Source organism: Rhodococcus sp. ARC_M12 (assembly GCF_022810385.1).
Lineage (GTDB): Bacteria > Actinomycetota > Actinomycetes > Mycobacteriales > Mycobacteriaceae > Rhodococcoides > Rhodococcoides navarretei.
In genome coordinates this window covers 213,847-230,058 of record NZ_JALGQI010000002.1, presented here as the reverse complement: position 1 = coordinate 230,058, position 16,212 = coordinate 213,847, and the positions used below count along the sequence as shown (strand labels likewise).

Below are 16,212 nucleotides of genomic sequence, written 5' to 3'. Positions count from 1 at the left end.
CGTCACGGGCGCTGACATGATCGAGTACACAGGCTGGAGCCGAATGACCGAGGAATCCCAACCCACGAGCGCAACTCACTCGGGCGGTGCCTCCTACGCGGCGGCCGGGGTCGACATCGCCGCAGGAGATCGAGCAGTGCAGCTGTTCGCGCCGCTCGCCAAGAAGGCCAGCAGGCCCGAGGTCATGGGCGGTCTCGGTGGTTTCGCCGGCCTCTTCGCGCTCAAGGGCGACTACCGCGAGCCCGTCCTGGCCGCCTCGACCGACGGCGTCGGCACCAAGGTGGCCGTGGCGCAGGCGCTCGGCAAGCACGACACCCTCGGCCTCGACCTGGTCGCAATGGTCGTCGACGACCTCGTCGTCTGCGGTGCCGAGCCACTGTTCCTGCAGGACTACATCGCCGTGGGCCGCGTGGTTCCCGAGCAGGTCGCGGAATTGGTCAAGGGCATCGCAGAAGGCTGCGTCATCGCCGGCTGCGCGCTGCTCGGCGGCGAGACGGCCGAGCACCCGGGACTGATGGCCGACGGCGATTACGACCTCTCGGCCACCGGCATCGGCGTCGTCGAGGCGGATTCGATCCTCGGACCCGAGCGGGTGCGACCCGGTGACGTCGTCATCGGCATGGGATCGTCGGGCCTGCACTCCAACGGCTACTCCCTCGCTCGCAAGGTGCTGCTGGAGATCAACCACATGGATCTCGGCGGACACGTCGAGGAGTTCGGTCGCACGCTCGGTGAGGAACTGCTCGAACCCACCAAGATCTACGCCAAGGATTGCCTCGCACTCGCTGCGGAAACCGACGTCCGCACGTTCTGCCACGTGACCGGCGGCGGATTGGCGAACAACCTCTCACGGGTCATGCCCGAGGGCCTGGTCGCCGAACTCGACCGCACCACGTGGAGCCCGGCTCCGATCTTCTCGCTGATCGCGCAGCGTGGACGCGTCGAGCGGGCCGAGATGGAGCAGACGTTCAACATGGGTGTCGGCATGGTGGCCATCGTGGCACCCGAGGACGTCGACCGCGCCCTCGCAGTGCTGACCGCCCGTCACATCGACTGCTGGACGCTGGGCACGGTGAAGAAGGCGACCGGTAAGGACGTCGCCGACGAGCGTGCGCTGTTGCTGGGTAACCACCCGCGGTTCTGATCGCGGCGTTATCGCACGAACAAATGAGGGGGAGCCGCACTGCGGCTCCCCCTCAGTCGTTCAGTGCACAAAACTAGCGTCGCCAGTCCTCGTACTCGTCTTCCTCGACTCGGGAATGCACATCCGAGTCAGAGTGGATGCCACGATGGGAGTTGGACGAACCACCGGAGAGTTCCTTCTGCAGACTCTCCAAGTCCGTTGTCGGCGAGCTGTACTTGAGCTCACGAGCGACTTTTGTCTGCTTTGCCTTAGCCCTGCCTCGGCCCATGGCGGTGCCCCCTCGCGGACTTGCGGGGCGGCCTGGGGAAATTTGGCGGCCCCGTTAGAGTTGGTATTTCTTCCTGGCACACACTCTAGCGCGCGAATCGCCGCGATGCGCATACGGCACCTCGTGTCGGTGGCATGCGACCGGGCGCGACACGCCCGGGGCAGGGGTCGACGCTGCCTGTACCTGCACATATCCGTGCACAGGCAAACTATCTACGTTTCGCGACACGAAAACTACGTGCTGCGCGTTATGGCCTTCTCGCGGATTTCAGTGCTCCCGCCGCGTCGCGGTAGACCTTCGGTGCCAATCCCGGCTCGTCGAGCAGAGTCGCCATCGCCACCGCATCCTTCCCCTCGAAGAGCATGCGCACCGTCACCCCGTGTTCCGGGACGGACTGCACTGCAACCGCGTCACCGCCGGCGAACACCCCCGGTTCGACGACTCGGAGATACGCCCCCACATCACCTCGATCCGTGAAACGACGGATCCACCTCGGCTCGTCCATCCATCGAGCGAACGTCCCACAGGGCTTGCGGGCGATCGTCACCTCCAAGGTCACCGTTCCCACGCGCCACCGCGACCCGATCACCGCGTCGGTCACCGGTACACCCTCGGTGCGGAGATTCTCGCCGAATCGACCCGGCGGAACCGGCACCCCGAGCTCGGAGGCCCAGTACCGGGCCTCCGCCTCGTCGTAGGCGTAGACGGCCTGATCGAGCCCGCCGTGGAACTTCGTGTCCCGGCAGTGATCGCCGCCGATGCCGAGCTCGTGGACGTCCACCGGTCCGTCGACAGGTCTCTTGTCGATGCCGCTGTCGACCACCGCGCGGCGTCCGAACGGCACGTCGGCGTGCACCACGCAGACCGCCAGAACGGTTCCGGTCACCGGCCGCGCAGGCGGTCGACGGCAGCGCGACCGGCCTGGACGTCGTCGTAGGACGGGATGGAATCAGGATCGATCGATGCCGCGCACGGACCCGCCTCGAGGGCGGTGTCGACCGGAATCGTCCGCTTGAGCAGAGCCAACGCGATCGGGCCGAGCTCGAAGTGGTCGATGACGGTACCCAGACGCCCCACCGTGCGGCCGCCTGCGGTGACCGCATCGCCGGTGCTGGGCCTGCCGTCCGCCGAACCGTCGAGATGAAGCAACACCAGGTGACGCGGCGGGCGACCGAGATTGTGAACGCGCGAGACCGTCTCCTGGCCGCGATAGCAGCCCTTCTCCAGATGCACCGCGCCGAACTCGGCGGCGCTACCGATCCACCGAACCTCGTGCGGGATGGTCTTCTCGTCGGTGTCCACGCCCACGCGTGGACGCAGCGATTCCACGCGCAAGGCGTCGAACGCCCAGGTTCCGGCGGGACCGGCTCCGGCGTCACGAAGTCGGAGGAACCAGTCGACCAGGTTCGCGCGGGGGATCACCACGTCGTACGAGTTCTCGCCCGGCCACGGCATCCGCCGAACGAAACCGCCGCCGTCGATCGCCGACGCACCGTAGGTCTCGCTCGGGGCGGGCAGGCCGGCTTTGTCGAGAATCGACGCCGCGTCGGATCCGAGGACGGTGAGAACGGCGAGTTCGTCGGCCTCACGGGGTTCGGCCTTGGCCCAGAACACCATCTTCTTCAGGAACGAGAGCAGGTCGGGGCCGGCCACGCGTTCGGTGTCGATGTACGTGACGCCGCCCGAGTCGGTCTGCACGAAGTGATGCTCGATGCGGCCGTTGACGTCCAGGCTCAGATTCTCGGCCGAGCTGCCGTCGGCCAGGTTCGAGACGAGTTGGCTCGAGATCGTGTTCAGCCAGCTCAACCGTTCGTCGCCGCTGATGGCGAGGACGAAGCGATGGGATCGATCGATGACGGCGGCCCCGCTCACGGCGTGGCGTTGCTCGCCGAACGGATTGCCGTAGTGCCAGGCCACTCCGGCGTCGACGCTGTCGTCGGGGGAAGGAACCGCACCGGGGAGGGTGAGAAGAGGACTCGGGGTGATCGTCACGGAATCGGACACCACTCCATAGTAGGAGCAGCCCGGCATGTCCTCGACGGCCGACGGGGCACGAACCGGTCTGCGGAGGGTTGCGGACGTTTTACATACGTGCAACCCGTCCGATATCTGTCTGCGTTTCGGCCCGCCTACGTTGAGCGCGTGAAATATCTGAAGCACCCGGCAGCGCAGATCGGCCTGGCCGCGGTCGGCGGAATCGTGTTCGGTCTGATCGTCGGCGATTGGGCGTCGAACCTGAAGTTCGTCGGCGACCTGTTCATCCGCTTGATCCAGATGTCGATCGTTCCACTGGTGATGGCGTCGGTGATCGTTGCGACCGGGTCGATGTCCGGCACCGGCACGGGAAAGATCGCGGCTCGCACGTTCAAGTGGATGATCGGGTTCTCCTTCGTGGCCGCGGTCCTGGCCTGGGTGCTCAGCAGCCTCATCCAGCCGGGTGCAGGCATGGTGTTCACCCAGGAACTCGATCCCGGTCTCGAAGAAGCGGCAGGCGAGGCGCTGGGCTGGCAGGACACGTTGCTCAACTTCGTCTCGACGAACGTCTTCAGCGCCATGTCGACGGCCACGATGGTGCCCATCATCGTCTTCTCGTTGCTCTTCGGAATCGCGCTGCGCAGTCACATCTCCAAGACCGGTGACACCGGGGTTCTCACGCTCATGGATCAGTTCCAGCAGATTGTGCTGACCATGATTCGCCTGGTGATGGTGATTGCACCGATCGGCGTCTTCTGTCTGCTCGCCGCGCTCGCAGGCGATGTCGGATTCTCCGTCGTCTCCACCGCACTGAGCTACCTGGGCACGACACTGCTCGGCGTGCTGATCCTGTTCGTGCTGTTCGTCGTGGTGGTCACGGTACGAACCCGATTGGACCCGAGGTTGCTGCCGGCCAAGCTCACCGAGCAGACGGTCATCGCCGTCACCACCACCAGTTCCGCCGTCACGTTCCCGACGGTGCTGAAGAACACCGTGGAGAAGGTCGGCGTCAGTCAGAAGGTCGCCAACTTCACGCTGTCGATCGGGCTGACCATGGGGTCGTACGGCGCGGTGCTCAACTACATGATCGTCGTGATGTTCCTCGCGCAGGCAGGCAACATCGAGCTGAGCCTCGGCCAGATCGCTCTCGGAATGGGACTGGCGATTCTGCTGAACATGGGCACCATCACGGTGCCGGGCGGATTTCCCGTGGTCGCGATGTTCCTCGCGACGTCGCTGGATCTGCCGTTCGAGGCCGTCGGCCTGCTGATCGCCGTGGACTGGTTCGCCGGAATCTTCCGCACCTTCCTCAACGTCAACGGAGACACCTTCGTCGCGATGCTGGTGGCCAACGCCGACGACGAGATCGACCGCGAGGTCTACGACGGCACCAAGGTCGTGGTCGCCGAGGAGATCGACCTCGACGAGTACCGCGATGTCATGGCCCAAGCGGATCGGGCGGACTGACCCCGCTGCTCTACAGTGACGGCCATGTCGGAGTCGGTAGTGGTGACGTTGGACGGCCGGGTGCACGACGCGAATCGGCCGTTGCTGTTCGCCGACGATCTGGCGGCCGTGCGTGGTGACGGCGTGTTCGAGACGCTGCTCGTGCGGGACGGGGTGGCGTGCGCGGTGGAGTTGCATCTGGCGCGACTGGCGGGGTCGGCCGAGGCATTGGATCTACCCGTTCCCGACCTGGATGCGTGGCGAGCGGTCGTGCAGCAGGCCACCGAACGGTGGGCGGAGGCGTCGACGGAGGAGGGCGTGCTCCGGCTCGTGCTCAGCCGCGGACGCGAGGGCGGGGGAGGCCCGACTGCCTACGTGACGGTGGGGCCGCTTCCCGGACGAGTGCGGAGCGCGCGTGCGGACGGAGTGTCGGTGATCACGCTCGATCGCGGCTACTCGGTGGATTTCTCGGCGGGTGCACCGTGGCAGCTCGCGGGGGCCAAGACGTTGTCCTACGCGACGAACATGGCCGCATTGCGGCACGCCGCGACGCTCGGGGCCGACGATGTGATCTATCTCAGCAGTGAGGGGCGGGTGCTCGAGGGTCCGCGCTCGACGGTGGTGCTCGCCCGCGGTAAGACTCTCGTCACACCCTCTGTGGAACAGGGCATCCTCGCCGGAACCACGGTCGCCGGGTTGTTCGGGGTTGCCGAGGCTGCCGGGTGGGCGTGTTCGCACGGCCACCTGTATCCCGCGGATCTCATTGCCGCAGATGGTGTTTGGCTGGTGTCCTCGGTGACTCTCGCGGCTCGGGTCGCGTCGATGAACGGTGTCGTCCTCGGGCGTCCCGGCCCGCGCGACGAGGTTCGGGAGATGGTCGATCTGGCCGTCCGGACCCCCGAGAAGGCGTAAGGGTCCAACGACCCTGTCGTAAGACTCTTCCCTACTACTACTCGTAGTAGTACTGTCGAATTCGTCGCGGGTCAACGCCCTGACCTGCGGTGTTGCCCGTCACAGCTCGGGTACGAGAGTTCGGAGTACTGATGGACGCCTTGGATGTCTCGAGGTGGCAGTTCGGTATCACCACCGTCTACCACTTCATACTGGTTCCCCTCACGATCGGGCTGGCTCCGATGGTGGCCGCCATGCAGACCATGTGGGTGATCACCGGCAAGGACTCCTGGTATCGGCTGACCAAGTTCTTCGGCAAGCTGTTCCTCATCAACTTCGCCCTCGGCGTCGCCACCGGCATCGTGCAGGAGTTCCAGTTCGGTATGAACTGGAGCGAGTACTCCCGTTTCGTCGGTGACGTCTTCGGCGCACCACTCGCCCTCGAGGGACTGGTGGCCTTCTTCCTCGAATCCACTTTCCTCGGACTGTGGATCTTCGGCTGGAGCCGCCTTCCGAAACTCGTGCACCTGGCGACCATTTGGCTCGTCGCCATCGGCGTCAACGCCTCGGCCTACTTCATCATCGCGGCCAATTCCTGGATGCAGCATCCCGTCGGCGCGATCTACAACGAGGAGACCGGCCGCGCGGAGCTGACCGACATCTGGGCCCTGCTCACCAACAACACCGCGCTGGCGGCATTTCCGCACGCCGTGGCAGGAGCGTTCCTCACTGCGGCCACCTTCGTCGCCGGAATCTCCGGCTGGTGGATGGTCCGTGAGGCCCGCAAGAACAAGGGTGGCGTCGGACCACAGGATCCGCTTCGGGAATCCAACTCGCGCAGCATGTTTCGTCCGGCCGCCCGCATGTCCTTCGTCATCATGATCGTCGCAGGTGGCGCACTGGCCATCACCGGCGACATCCAGGGCAAGCTGATGTTCGAGCAGCAGCCGATGAAGATGGCCTCGGCGGAATCGCTGTGCGACACCGAGACCGGAGCCAGCTTCTCGCTGCTGACCGTCGGAACCCACAACAACTGTGAATCCGTGGTGCACCTCATCGCGATACCCGGCCTCACCTCGTTCCTGGCGGAGAACGACTTCGGGGCCACCGTGCAGGGCGTCAACCAGTTGCAGGAGCAGTACGAGCAGCAATTCGGACCGGGCAACTACAAGCCGAACCTGTTCGTCACCTATTGGGCCTTCCGAATGATGATCGGACTTGCCGCCGGATCGGCCTTGCTCGCCATCGCGGGACTGTGGGTCACCCGAGGGGGTCGAGTGCCCGACCAGAAATGGTTCTCATGGCTGAGCCTCGCGGCGATCCCGACGCCGTTCCTGGCCAACAGCGCCGGCTGGATCTTCACCGAAATGGGCCGGCAGCCATGGGTTGTCGCACCCAACCTGTCGGGTGTCGATCAGATCCGGCTCACCGTCGACCAAGGTGTCTCGGACCATCCCGTCGGCTTGGTCGTCGCCTCGCTGGTCACCTTCACCCTGCTCTACGCGGCACTGGGCGGCGTGTGGTTCTACCTGCTTCGCCGGTACGTCATCGAAGGACCTCTCGACCACGACGCGCATCCGCACGTCGACCCGCCGGACTCGGAAGACGAAGAGCCCAAACAGCTCTCGTTCGCGTACTAGGGGATAGCAATGTCACTGCCCGAATTCTGGTTCTTCGTCATCGCGTTCTTCTTCGTCGGCTACTTCGTGCTCGAAGGCTTCGACTTCGGCGTCGGCATGCTCATGCCCATTCTGGGACGGCACCCCGACGCCGCGACCGGGGAGAAGCGTCGCCGTACCGTGCTCAACACCATCGGACCCGTCTGGGACGGCAACGAGGTGTGGCTCATCACTGCGGGCGGAGCGCTGTTCGCCGCCTTCCCCGAGTGGTACGCCACACTGTTCTCCGGCTTCTATCTCCCGCTGCTGCTCATCCTGGTGGCCCTGATCCTGCGGATCTGCGCCATCGAGTGGCGCGGCAAGATCGACGACCCGCTATGGCGTCGACGCTGCGATATCGGCATCGGCATCGGTTCCTGGGTTCCGGCGGTGCTGTGGGGTGTCGCCTTCGCGAACATCGTGCGCGGGGTCGCGATCGACGAGAACAAGAAGGTCACCGCCGGCTTCTTCGACCTGCTCAATCCCTACGCCCTACTCGGCGGAGCCACCATGGCACTGGTGTTCGCCCTGCACGGTGCAGTGTTCATCGCACTCAAGACCTCCGGCGACGTGCACGAGGACTCGGTGAAAATCGCAGCACGCCTGTCGGTTCCGGCCGTTCTCGTCGGCGGGACATTCGCTCTGTGGACCCAACTCGCGCACGGGAAGACCTGGACGTGGATACTCGTCGGCGTGGCCGCGGTCGCCCTGCTTCTCGTCGTCGCACTGACCGCGAAAGTACGGGAAGGCTGGGCCTTCGTCTTCACCAGCATCGCCATCGTGGCCGTCGTCGTGCTGCTGTTCGCATCCCTGTTCCCCAACGTCATGCCGTCGAGTACCGATGCCGCCTTCGATCTCACGATCGCGAACGCGTCGTCCAGTCCGTACACGCTGAAGGTGATGACCTGGGCCGCGGCATTCGCAGCACCGGTTGTCCTCGGGTACCAGGCGTGGACGTACTGGGTATTCCGCCAACGCATTTCGAGTGATCGGATCCCGGACTCGATCGGATTGACGGTGAAGTCGTGACCACTCCCGCTCGCTCACGGGGGCCGATCGATCCCAGACTCTGGAAGTACTCTCGGCCCGCGCGTGGCTACATGATGGTCACGGTCGCGCTGTCCACCGTCGTCACGCTCTGCATCGTCGTGAGTGCGTTGACCCTCGGCCGCGTACTGGCCGGTGTCATCACCGACCCGACAGCCAGATCGCTGTCGGTCTGGACGACGGAACTGGCGGTGCTGGCGGGCGCAACAGCTGTTCGAGTGCTCGCGACCGGAGCCCAGTCCCGGTACGCGCACCGGTCGGCGTCGCGGGTGGTGGCCGAACTCGAAGTCGACGTGCTCACCGCAGCAACGCGATTCGATCCTCGCGAGCTCGACGCCGAACGGGAAGAACTGGCCGTCGTGGTGACCCGAGCCATCGGGGGACTGCGGGCGTATCTGACCGGATACCTGCCGGCATTGGTGCTGGCCGCCGTCGTCACACCACTGGTGCTGGTCGTCATCGTCACCCAGGACGTGACCTCGGCGGTGGTCATCGCGGTGACCTTGCCGCTCATCCCCATCTTCATGATCCTGATCGGCTTGTTGACCAAGGGCCGGGCCGCGGCGACGCTCGCCACGATGACCCGGTTGTCTGCGCAGATGCTCGATCTCCTGGCCGGTCTACCGACCTTGCGCGCACTGCGCCGTGAACACGGACCGGCCGCCCGCATCCGAGCACTCGGCGACGCCCATCGACGAACGACGATGCGCGCGTTGAAGGTTGCCTTCCTGTCGTCGATGGTGCTCGAGTTGCTCGCGACCCTGTGTGTCGCGCTGGTGGCCGTCGGTATCGGATTGCGCTTGGTGTTCGGGGAGATGACCCTCGAAGCAGGAATCATCGCGTTGATCCTCGCGCCCGAGGTGTATTTCCCGTTGCGTGCCGTCGGTACCCAGTTCCACGCAGCGGAGGACGGCGCCGAGGCCGCCGACCGCGCATTCCGAGTACTGGATCGGCGAACGACGCAGCCGACCGGTGGGCGCACCGTCGACGCTACGGCCGCGGACATCGAACTCGTCGGGCTCACCGTCGAGAGTCGGGACGGCGACGCTCCGGCAGGGCTGAGTGCGCTGTGTCGGGCGGGCACCATCACGGTACTCACCGGCCCGAACGGCTCGGGTAAATCGACTGCACTGCATGCCGTTCTGGGGCTGACGACTCCGACGAGCGGCGCGGTTCTCGTCGGCGGAGTGCCTGTGGTCGATCTCGACCTCGACCGGTGGTGGGCGCAGGTCGCGTGGCTTCCGCAGCGGCCGGTGCTGCTTCCCGGCACGCTCTACGAGAATGTCGTCCTGCACGGGGTGCCCGACGCCGATGCGTTGGACGCAGCCTGCCGCGCTTCGGGTTTCGGCGCCGTACTGCGAGATCACCCGAACGGCTGGAACACTCGCGTCGGACAGGGCGGAGTGGGACTCTCCCTCGGCGAGCTGCAACGCCTGGCCCTGACGCGAACCTTCGTGGCCGACGCTCCGGTGATGGTGTTGGACGAGCCGACGGCACACTTGGACACGGAGAGTGAACGGACTGTGCTGCAGGCTGTTCGAGACGCAGCGGACCGAGGCGTCACCGTGGTGATGGTCGGCCACCGGCGGTCGGTGCTGCAGGCAGCAGATCGTGTCGTCGAGGCGCGAAGCAGCACGCCGACGGTACGGGAGTTCGATCATGTCTGACCTACGACGAGCGCTGGCCCTGTTCGAGCTGTCACCGCGGCGGGTGGCGCTGGCGTCGGCGGCCGGGGTGGCAACGCTCGGCAGCGCACTGGCACTCGCTGCGCTGTCTGCATGGTTGATCACCCGAGCGTGGCAGATGCCTCCGGTGATGGACCTGACCGTGGCAGTGGTAGCCGTTCGAGCACTGGGCATTTCGCGCGGGGTGTTCCGCTACCTCGAACGGTTGACCACCCACGACGCGGCACTGCGCGGTACGACGGCAGCGCGCACGAGGATCTACGAGAAATTGGCGAACGGAGACGGCACACTCGCTCTGCGGCGCGGTGACGTCCTGGCTCGCACCGGGGCGGACGTCGACGTGCTCGGCGACGTGGTCGTACGGGCGATCGTCCCCATCTGCGTCAGCGTCGTGATGATGCTCGCGGCCGTGGGACTGCTCGCAGGTATCGCGCCGGCTGCCGCGTCGATCCTGGCGGTGGCGTTGCTGGTCGCGGGCGTGGGCGCACCGATCCTGGCCGCGCGGTCCGCACGGATCGCCGAAGAGGCCGGGGCCGACGCCGACGCCCGTTTCGCCGAGACCGCCGTCCGAGCACTCGACCATGCCGCAGAACTGCGAGTGGCCGGACGGCTCGACGCGACGCTCGCCGAAGCCGCAGGGGCAGCACAGGATTCGGTGATCGCCCGCGACCGTGCGGCGCGGCCGTCGGCGCTGGCCGATGCGGCCGGGCCGTTGTCCATCGGGGCGTCGGTGATCGGGTCCTTGCTCGTCGGCATCGGGCTGTACGGACCGACCGGAGGCACTCCAGGCGGCATGACCCCGATGGCCTTGGCGATCATCGTGTTGGTCCCGCTGGCGGCCTTCGAGGCGACCGCGGCACTGCCGGGCGCGGCGATCGCCCTGATGCGTGGACGAATCGCGGCAACTCGAATCATGGCGATGCTCGATGCGGCTCCGCCGCATGTGAGTGGAACTTCGACCCCTGCTACGAATTTCCGCGCACATGCGCGCAGCGCTCTCATCGGGCCCAGCGGATCGGGGAAGACCACGATGCTGCGCGCTCTGGCCGAGGAATACGGTTCGGAGGCAGCACTGTTCGCCGAGGACGCGCATCTGTTCGACACCTCGATTCTGGAGAACCTGAGGGTGGTGCGCGGCGACGTCGACGAAGAACAGGCAACGGACGCACTGCGGCGCGTCGGCCTCGGCCCGTGGCTCGACGCTCTGCCGCTGGGAGTGCACACCACGCTGGTCGGCGGCGCGCAGGCGGTCTCCGGGGGCGAGCGACGCAGACTGCTGTTGGCGCGCGCTCTGCTCAGTACGGCGCCGATCGTGCTGCTGGACGAGCCGACGGAACATCTCGATGGAGCCTCCGGCGAACGCATACTGCGGGAGTTGCTCACCACCGACGGTGGCCTGTTCGGTGCCGACCGAACCGTGGTGGTCGTCACCCATCAATTGCCGGAGAACACCGACGCGGACCAGGTGATCGATCTCGGCGCAGACCCGGAGAAAAAACCCTTTGCCGACTCGGAATCTCCGGCGTACGTTGGGAGTACACGAGAGAGGAGGTGGTCTGAAGTTGATGAACTCTAGGACGCGTGAGGTGGCTGTCAGCTAGCCGCAATCGCTGACGGATTCACTCGGAAGACCGCGCGAGCGGCAGGCGAATCCCAGGCAGCTACCCGGCCCCCGAGCCCCCGACCTGTCCGGTCGGGACCTGAAAGCAGGTATGGCTCGGGGGCCGTTCGCGTGCAGTGGGTAGGTGAGAGTCAGCCGATGTAGCGCGACAGGCGAGCGGACAACCGCGGCGCCAGTGGGCCGTCGGCGACGACGCGTTCCTCGACGTACGCGAGGTCTCCGCCCTCGACGATGCCGTAGAGCCGTCGGGCCCCGCCCACCAATGCGCCCGATGTGCTGCGGATGACGACGTCGGTGGCGAGCTCCCAGGACGACTGGGTGAGTGCGTGGCCGTAATACAGCTCGACGACGCCGGTGCTGTGAGTCAGCAGCAGTTCGACGACCTCTTCGTTCTCGGAGCCCTTTTCGCCGTGGCCCCCACTCATGCGCCAGAATCCGGTCTCGCGGAGGTCCGGATGTGCGAAGTTGCCGTCGGAATCGAGACGCCACGACCGCGATTCCCAGCTCAGGTAGCTACCGCCGTCGTGGGTGACGATGATCTGCTGACCGAAGGGGTAGTCGGTGCCGGACTCCGGGTCGTGCCCCTCACCCTCGCCGCGCCACACACCGACGAGCGGCAGCAGGGCGAGCATGGAGGGATGCAGATCGGGGCCGAGGCGGACATTGGCGGTGTCGTCGGGATGCGGGATGTCCGGCAGGACCGGAACATTGCGCGTCGACGCCTCGGCGAACTTCTGTTCGGCTGCCGCTATCGCTTCGTCACCGCTGGTGATGGGGGTGTCGAGGCCCTCGTCACCATTGCTTGGTTGCCCCGCGACCGGTTCTGTCACGACTCGTCGTTGACCAGTCGGTAGACGACATAGAGCGAGAACGCGATGATGGCTACTGCCGCAAGCGCCAGCAATACCTCGAAGAAGATGACCACGAGTGCGAGTTTAACCCGCGGCGATCATCGTGGAGAACAGCGGCCCGAATCCGGCATGTGTCCTTGGTGACATATAACCGGATTCGAGGATACGAGTGGGCTGGATCACCCGTAGTGGTGGAGAATTCCCGGCGAGCAGGTACCTTCTTCGAGGGGCGTCGGGTGGTACAGGATCAATTCCCGATGTTGTTCACTTGTGTTTCGCCACGAAGGCTGGGGAGGTCTCCGCACCAATGCTGCGTCGTAAACGGGCTCTGACATCCGTGTTTCTCAGGTCGGCGGCGGTGACCGTGGCGTTGGCGCTTGCCGCTCCCGCCGTTGCGCTCGCCGCTCCGGACTCGGGATCGGCAGACTCCGGATCGTCCGACTTCGGGTCCTCGCAGGGCCCGAACATCGACCCGAACAACTACGCGCAGGACTGCCCGGACGTGTTGATGCTGGCCGTGTCCGGGGCCACCGACTCGGACGCGGATCGCAATCCCCTCAACGAGGAGTCGCAGACCGTCGCGTCCAACTGGGTCGGGAACGTCACGGTTCCCACCGGTGAGGTCAACGCAGGCAGCCCCGGCACGGTCGGGTGGCTCTACGTCCCCTACGCATCGACGTACGGCGTCGGTTTCCTGGACGACGTGTTGACCTACCAGCAGACGATCGACGACGGTATTGCCTCGACCAATCGTCTGCTGGACGAGTACAAGACGAAGTGCGGTGACAGGACGAAGTTCGTTCTCGTCGGCTACAGCGTCGGCGGAGAGGTACTCGATCGGTTGGCCGTCGAGATCGGCCGACGCGACCCCGGTGCCTTGGTCACCGGCGACGACATCGCAGGCGTGATGATGATCGGCTCGCCCTACCGTCCGGCCGGCGTGCCGAACTTCGAGGACGAGCCCGGGCAATCACGTGGCGGGTTCATGGACCAGTCGCCCCGGGACTACGGAACGCTGACCGACAAGGTCACGTGGTCGTGCCGGCCCTACGATCTGGCGTGCGACGCACCGGCCGACATCGAGTTCCTGCAGCTGGCGCTGGAGATCATCTCGCAGATGCGGATGACGCTGCTCGACCCGGTGCAGACCGTGTCCGACTTCGCGCGTGCAGTGACGACCATCGCCACCCGCGCGATCGTCGACATCGCAACGAACAAGACCTGGCTCGAATCCGACGAGACCCTTCTGCAGGTTCTGGTGAAGGTGGCGGATGTGGACTACACGGTCGCCGATCAGCAGGCGGCGGACGCACTCACCCCGGACCAGCTCCTGGCAGATCTCAACTGGGCACTGGGGCCGGGAGCCGAGACCGTGGAAGCGAAGCTGCGTGCCGAGGGCGAAGGGCTGGTGGACAACAACAAGGGCATCGTCGACGTCGTGCTCGGGCCGTACCTGCTCATCGGATTCCTGCAGCATCTGTCGTACTGGTACAACGACCCGAACGACGGCTACGAGTGGGAGAGCGAGAAGGTCGTGGCCTGGGTCACCGATCTCGCCCGCACCGAACGGGAGAAGGAGAACGCGCCCGAGGTCGTCACCCCGGAAGCCCCCGAGGCCGCACCCGAAGCCCGACTGCTCCCGGTACCCGGAACGCAGACGAGGGTCAGTGATCTCGGTGCATTCCTCGAGTCCCAGGGCATCCCGCTACCGGAAGGGATGTTCCCGCCCCAGTACTCGACGGTGCCCGATCCGGCAGCCTCGGCATCCGTTCCCAACTAGAACCTCCGCTGGACCGAAAGAACCCCGCACCTGCGAGCAGGTGCGGGGTTCTTTTCTCGTTCGATGCGAGCGGGTCGAATCAGACTCCGACGGTCACGTTCGCCGAGTGCACGCCTGCGCTCTCGGGGGCGATGACGGTGTCTCCGTTGCCCGATGCCGACAGCGCACGCAGCGTCCACTGTCCGGGTGCGGCGAAGAATCGGAAATCTCCGGTGCCCGACGCGACGACCTCTGCGGTGAACTCACCGCTGCCGTCGAGCAGACGCACGAATGCGCCTGCTACGGGCTCGCCGTCGCCTGCGAGGACGCGGCCGGTGATGACCGTTTCCTTCTCGACGTCGACGCCTGCGGGGATGGTCTGGCCCTGTACGGGTGCTCCACACATATCAGTGAACCTCCAACTCGATGGGTGCTCCGACGAGGGAGCCGTACTCGACCCAGCTGCCGTCGTAGTTCTTGACGTCTTCCTTGCCCAGGAGCTCCTTGAGCACGAACCAGGTGTGGCTCGAACGCTCACCGATGCGGCAGTAGGCGATGGTGGCCTTGCTGTCGTCGTAGCCCTTGGTCTTGTACAGCTCTTCGAGCGCTTCGTCGGACTTGAAGGTGCCGTCCTCGTTGGCGGTGGTGCTCCACGGGATGTTGATCGCGGACGGCACGTGGCCACGCTGCTGCGCCTGTTCCTGCGGCAGGTGCGCCGGGGCGAGGATCTTGCCCGAGAACTCGTCGGGCGAACGCACGTCGATCAGGTTCTTGTTTCCGATGGCGTCGATGACCTCGTCGCGGAACGCGCGGATCGACAGGTCGGGGGCCTCGGCGCGGTACTGGGTGGTCTCGCGGCTGACGACGTCCTTCGACAGCGCGCGGCCGTCGAGTTCCCACTTCTTGCGTCCGCCGTCGATGAGCTTGACGTCCTGGTGGCCGTACAGCTTGAAGTACCAGTACGCGTAGGCGGCGAACCAGTTGTTGTTTCCGCCGTACAGGACGATGGTGTCGTCGTTGCTGATGCCCTTGGCCGACAACAGGTCCGAGAACTGTTCCTGGTTGAGGAAGTCGCGGCGAACCGGGTCCTGCAGGTCCTTGCGCCAGTCGAGCTTGACCGCACCGTCGATGTGTCCGCCGTCGTAGGCGCTTGCGTCTTCGTCGACCTCGACGAAGACGGTCTTCGGTGCGTTCAGGTTCTGCTCGGCCCAGTCGGCCGAGACCAGGACGTCGGAGCGAGCCATGGTGTTCCTTTCGGTCTTTCTCTGTGGATCGGTGAGGGTCAAGCAGTGGTGCGCAGCCGCGCAGCGAGGGGGTAGATCATGCAACCGAGGCAGACCGCGAATGCGGCGTTGAGGAAGGCCGCGAACAGTGCGAAGCCTGCCGCCACGGTGCCGACGACGGGAGCGCCGAGCGCGAAGCCGAGAACTCCCACGGCGGCGAACACGAAGCCCACCAATTGAGCGAACTTCAACGGTGCCACCGGTTCGCGTTCACTGGTGGGGGAGAGACGCGGTGCGACGAATGTCGCAAAGATCGTGCCGTACGGACTGTGCTTGGGTCCGCGGACGGCTCCGATTCCGAACACGATCGCCTGTAGCCCGAGCAGGATTGCCGCCGCGGGGACCGAGAACGTGGTCAGGAGCAGAACGACGACCAGTACGGCGGTGGTGATCCACGCTGCGAAGCGAGGACCGCGAACGTCGACCTGATCGATCGTGGTGGGGGTGGTGGTTCTGGTGTCGGGTGTCGACATCGAGTGGTACTCCTGTGCGAGGCCGGGCACGCCGCATCGGCAGTGCTCGGACATGGATTTCGATCATCGGGCCGGACAACACGCACGGGCGTGGCGGCAGAAGGAAATCAGC

15 protein-coding genes are annotated in these 16,212 nt (G+C 65.7%); 8 read left to right on the top strand and 7 right to left on the bottom strand.

Annotated features, from left to right (window positions below; all coding sequences use genetic code 11):
• Positions 1-43 precede the first annotated feature (43 nt).
• Complete coding sequence (gene purM, locus MTX35_RS04665) at positions 44-1,144, top strand: phosphoribosylformylglycinamidine cyclo-ligase (RefSeq protein WP_243593841.1); 1,101 nt, start codon at positions 44-46, stop codon at positions 1,142-1,144.
• Between the two features lie 73 nt (positions 1,145-1,217).
• Here the strand turns inward: purM and MTX35_RS04660 are convergent, their stop codons facing one another.
• The 3 genes from MTX35_RS04660 to MTX35_RS04650 form a co-directional block, all read right to left on the bottom strand.
• Positions 1,218-1,412 (bottom strand): DUF3073 domain-containing protein, encoded by a 195-nt coding sequence (locus MTX35_RS04660; RefSeq protein WP_008719426.1) that lies wholly within the window; start codon positions 1,410-1,412, stop codon positions 1,218-1,220.
• A gap of 247 nt (positions 1,413-1,659) precedes the next feature.
• Positions 1,660-2,298, bottom strand: coding sequence for an MOSC domain-containing protein (locus MTX35_RS04655; RefSeq protein ID WP_243593840.1), 639 nt, complete (start codon positions 2,296-2,298; stop codon positions 1,660-1,662).
• Positions 2,295-3,443: a folate-binding protein YgfZ gene (locus tag MTX35_RS04650; RefSeq protein ID WP_279395658.1), complete on the bottom strand. Its 1,149-nt coding sequence runs from the start codon at positions 3,441-3,443 to the stop codon at positions 2,295-2,297. Before MTX35_RS04650 ends, MTX35_RS04655 begins: the two co-directional genes overlap by 4 nt.
• Before the next feature lie 111 nt (positions 3,444-3,554).
• Between MTX35_RS04650 and MTX35_RS04645 the strand changes: the two genes are divergently transcribed.
• The 6 genes from MTX35_RS04645 (at position 3,555) to MTX35_RS04620 (ending at position 11,689) form a co-directional block, all read left to right on the top strand.
• Positions 3,555-4,853 carry a dicarboxylate/amino acid:cation symporter gene (locus MTX35_RS04645; protein WP_243593838.1) on the top strand — a complete coding sequence of 433 codons (1,299 nt, stop codon included), beginning with the start codon at positions 3,555-3,557 and terminating at the stop codon, positions 4,851-4,853.
• A 24-nt stretch (positions 4,854-4,877) separates the two neighbouring features.
• Positions 4,878-5,744 carry an aminodeoxychorismate lyase gene (locus tag MTX35_RS04640; RefSeq protein WP_243593837.1) on the top strand — a complete coding sequence of 289 codons (867 nt, stop codon included), beginning with the start codon at positions 4,878-4,880 and terminating at the stop codon, positions 5,742-5,744.
• 131 nt (positions 5,745-5,875) lie between these two features.
• Entirely contained in the window at positions 5,876-7,363 is a 1,488-nt protein-coding gene (locus MTX35_RS04635; protein WP_243593836.1) for a cytochrome ubiquinol oxidase subunit I, read from the top strand.
• A gap of 9 nt (positions 7,364-7,372) precedes the next feature.
• Complete coding sequence (gene cydB / locus MTX35_RS04630) at positions 7,373-8,410, top strand: cytochrome d ubiquinol oxidase subunit II (protein WP_243593835.1); 1,038 nt, start codon at positions 7,373-7,375, stop codon at positions 8,408-8,410.
• Positions 8,407-10,095, top strand: a complete 1,689-nt coding sequence (gene cydD / locus MTX35_RS04625) for a thiol reductant ABC exporter subunit CydD (RefSeq protein ID WP_243593834.1) — start codon at positions 8,407-8,409, stop codon at positions 10,093-10,095. Before cydB ends, cydD begins: the two co-directional genes overlap by 4 nt.
• Positions 10,088-11,689 carry an ATP-binding cassette domain-containing protein gene (locus MTX35_RS04620; RefSeq protein WP_243593833.1) on the top strand — a complete coding sequence of 534 codons (1,602 nt, stop codon included), beginning with the start codon at positions 10,088-10,090 and terminating at the stop codon, positions 11,687-11,689. The genes cydD and MTX35_RS04620 overlap by 8 nt, the downstream gene beginning before the upstream one ends.
• A 176-nt stretch (positions 11,690-11,865) precedes the next feature.
• On the opposite strand, the gene MTX35_RS04615 is transcribed toward MTX35_RS04620, so the two are convergent.
• Positions 11,866-12,507 (bottom strand): FABP family protein, encoded by a 642-nt coding sequence (locus tag MTX35_RS04615; protein WP_243593970.1) that lies wholly within the window; start codon positions 12,505-12,507, stop codon positions 11,866-11,868.
• Between the two features lie 385 nt (positions 12,508-12,892).
• Between MTX35_RS04615 and MTX35_RS04610 the strand changes: the two genes are divergently transcribed.
• Positions 12,893-14,365, top strand: a complete 1,473-nt coding sequence (locus MTX35_RS04610) for a cutinase family protein (protein WP_279395657.1) — start codon at positions 12,893-12,895, stop codon at positions 14,363-14,365.
• Between the two features lie 79 nt (positions 14,366-14,444).
• On the opposite strand, the gene MTX35_RS04605 is transcribed toward MTX35_RS04610, so the two are convergent.
• From MTX35_RS04605 to MTX35_RS04595, 3 genes are read right to left on the bottom strand one after another with little or no spacing between them, the layout of a single operon-like run.
• Positions 14,445-14,750 carry a DUF1416 domain-containing protein gene (locus tag MTX35_RS04605; RefSeq protein WP_243593831.1) on the bottom strand — a complete coding sequence of 102 codons (306 nt, stop codon included), beginning with the start codon at positions 14,748-14,750 and terminating at the stop codon, positions 14,445-14,447.
• 1 nt (position 14,751) lies between these two features.
• On the bottom strand, positions 14,752-15,588 hold the full coding sequence (locus MTX35_RS04600; protein ID WP_243593830.1) for a sulfurtransferase: 837 nt from the start codon (positions 15,586-15,588) through the stop codon (positions 14,752-14,754).
• A 38-nt stretch (positions 15,589-15,626) separates the two neighbouring features.
• On the bottom strand, positions 15,627-16,100 hold the full coding sequence (locus MTX35_RS04595; protein WP_243593829.1) for a DUF4395 domain-containing protein: 474 nt from the start codon (positions 16,098-16,100) through the stop codon (positions 15,627-15,629).
• Positions 16,101-16,212 lie beyond the last annotated feature (112 nt).

Coding starts and splice junctions, on each gene's coding strand:
- purM (WP_243593841.1), top strand. CDS start 44: ATGACCGAGGAATCCCAACCCACGAGCGCAACTCACTCGGGCGGTGCC.
- MTX35_RS04660 (WP_008719426.1), bottom strand. CDS start 1,412: ATGGGCCGAGGCAGGGCTAAGGCAAAGCAGACAAAAGTCGCTCGTGAG.
- cydB (WP_243593835.1), top strand. CDS start 7,373: ATGTCACTGCCCGAATTCTGGTTCTTCGTCATCGCGTTCTTCTTCGTC.
- MTX35_RS04640 (WP_243593837.1), top strand. CDS start 4,878: ATGTCGGAGTCGGTAGTGGTGACGTTGGACGGCCGGGTGCACGACGCG.
- MTX35_RS04635 (WP_243593836.1), top strand. CDS start 5,876: ATGGACGCCTTGGATGTCTCGAGGTGGCAGTTCGGTATCACCACCGTC.
- MTX35_RS04620 (WP_243593833.1), top strand. CDS start 10,088: ATGTCTGACCTACGACGAGCGCTGGCCCTGTTCGAGCTGTCACCGCGG.
- MTX35_RS04600 (WP_243593830.1), bottom strand. CDS start 15,588: ATGGCTCGCTCCGACGTCCTGGTCTCGGCCGACTGGGCCGAGCAGAAC.
- MTX35_RS04605 (WP_243593831.1), bottom strand. CDS start 14,750: ATGTGTGGAGCACCCGTACAGGGCCAGACCATCCCCGCAGGCGTCGAC.
- MTX35_RS04650 (WP_279395658.1), bottom strand. CDS start 3,443: ATGCCGGGCTGCTCCTACTATGGAGTGGTGTCCGATTCCGTGACGATC.
- MTX35_RS04610 (WP_279395657.1), top strand. CDS start 12,893: ATGCTGCGTCGTAAACGGGCTCTGACATCCGTGTTTCTCAGGTCGGCG.
- MTX35_RS04595 (WP_243593829.1), bottom strand. CDS start 16,100: ATGTCGACACCCGACACCAGAACCACCACCCCCACCACGATCGATCAG.